General features: G+C 68.6%; 3 protein-coding genes. All 3 read right to left on the bottom strand.

What is annotated here, in order from left to right; all coding sequences use genetic code 11:
- Positions 1-147: 147 nt before the first annotated feature.
- A complete protein-coding gene (locus AB0N89_RS41005; RefSeq protein ID WP_364217160.1) occupies positions 148-540 on the bottom strand; it encodes an STAS domain-containing protein in 393 nt (130 codons plus the stop codon).
- A gap of 86 nt (positions 541-626) precedes the next feature.
- Positions 627-1,037: an STAS domain-containing protein gene (locus tag AB0N89_RS41000; protein WP_364217157.1), complete on the bottom strand. Its 411-nt coding sequence runs from the start codon at positions 1,035-1,037 to the stop codon at positions 627-629.
- Between the two features lie 226 nt (positions 1,038-1,263).
- Positions 1,264-1,671 carry an ATP-binding protein gene (locus tag AB0N89_RS40995; RefSeq protein WP_364217154.1) on the bottom strand — a complete coding sequence of 136 codons (408 nt, stop codon included), beginning with the start codon at positions 1,669-1,671 and terminating at the stop codon, positions 1,264-1,266.
- Between the last annotated feature and the right edge of the window lie 169 nt (positions 1,672-1,840).

Raw genomic sequence — 1,840 nt, 5'->3', positions numbered from 1 at the left:
CGAGGCGGCGGTGGTCGCTGATTCCGGTGCTGGCCTCTCGCTGGGGCCGTCGTCGCGGCGCGGCGGGTGACCGGTTGTGGGCGACGGTCGCCAAGACGTCGACGACTGTGAGCGCCTGATGATGAAGCCGTGCGACGAGGGCTGGCGTCAGGGCTGGTCGGCGTAGCTGGTGCTGGGCGGGTTGTCCAGCGGCGGGCAGACGGGCAGACCGAGCGTGGTTCGGGCGTCGGCGACGGTCGCGACGATGTCGAGGTCGTTGTCGAGGCCGAGCAGGTGAAGGGGGAGCAGGACGGCGTAGGCGTCGGTGGCCAGGATCAGCCGTTGCTGGTAGCCGAGGCGATGGTGGTGGGCGGTGTGGATCAGTCCGGCCGCTGCGGCGCTGCAGAAGGTGGCGTGGACGAGGTCGAGGATCACCGGCAGGTGTTCGTCGGCCGCGGCGAGGGTGGTCGCGAACGCGGGGACGTAGGCGGCGTCGAGTTCGCCGGTGACGGTGATCAGCGTGGCGCTGGTTTCGGCGCGGCTGAGAATCATGCAGGACATGGAGCCGAGCACCCCCTTACGGGGTTTCGGGTCGCTCACCCGTGTGGATCGGAGCGGGTGGGCTGATGAGCCGGGCCTGGCAGTGGTCAGGCCGGTGTACCTGGGGTGAGCGTGTCGCCGGGCAGCCCGAGCTGCTGCAACGCGGTTGCCAGATCGGGTGCGAGGCCGAGGTGGTCCTCCAGCCGCAGCAGCATCAACGGCCGCAGCACCATCCGCTGAGTGGTGGCCACCACCAGCTGCCGCCCCTGCAAGGTGAGCCGCTGGGCGGCGCGGGCCAGGTGCCCGAGGATGCAGGAGGCGCAGAAGCTGACCTCGGTCATGTCCAGCACCACCGGTGTCCCGGTGGCTTCGGCTTCGGCGAGAAGCTCGCCGAATTGTCTGTCGACTGCCAGGTCCAGTTCACCGGTCACCCGCACCACCGCGACTTGTGGCGCCAGGGTGAGGTCGATCGTGAAGCCCGGCAGGGAATCCTGGCCGGACACGATGGGGTACTGCATGAGGTCGCTCTACTCTCGGTGGAGGCGACTCCCCTGTGAAACGGAAGCCTACGGCCGACCTGCCGACGATATCGGCGGATCTTGGTCCGGACGCTGCTTCTCAACCTCCGCGATCACTCACCCTACGCGCCGGTGTCGGCAAAACGGTGACCCCACCCTGAACCGAGACCCAGGTGGGTGGGTGACCGTCACCACCCACCTGCACGCTCGTCGCTCAGGAGAGCACTCACGAAGAGGTGGTCGCGGGGGTGAGTTCGGCCCAGACGACTTTGCCGGTCTCGCGCTGGTCCTGGCCCCAGAGCATCGCGCAGGACTCGATCAAGGTCAGGCCCCGCCCACCAGTGTCCGACGCCGGACGCGGGCACGCCGCGTCCACGCACGAATCCTCGACCTCGATCCGCAGCCAGTCGGTCTTGCGCATCAGCCGGACCCGGCGTGGCGGGGTCCCATGCCTCAGCGCGTTGGACACCAGCTCGTCCAGCACGAGGATCACCTCGTCCAGCTCCCACCCGGGAACATCCTCGAGCGCGGTGCGGGCCCAGCGGCGCACCCGAGCCAACTCGGCGAGATCGTCGGCGACCTCCAGCACCGCCTCGATCACCTGCTCATCCGCCGCGACATCCTGATCGGCCACACTCATCCTCTACCCCCATCGGGTCACCTGGCGTGACCACATCGAAGAGGTGATACCCCCGAATGCCACCGGCGACACCTCGGCGAGCTGTGACATCACCCGCCACCACACACAGGGGTGCCGCGGGTTTCCGTTGCGGCGGAAACGGCTATGTCCCGAACATCAGCCG

It is taken from the genome of Amycolatopsis sp. NPDC089917, from assembly GCF_040684635.1.
Taxonomy (GTDB): Bacteria; Actinomycetota; Actinomycetes; order Mycobacteriales; family Pseudonocardiaceae; genus Amycolatopsis.
Note: the sequence above shows the minus strand (reverse complement) of the source record. Positions and strands in the feature narration are given on the sequence as shown.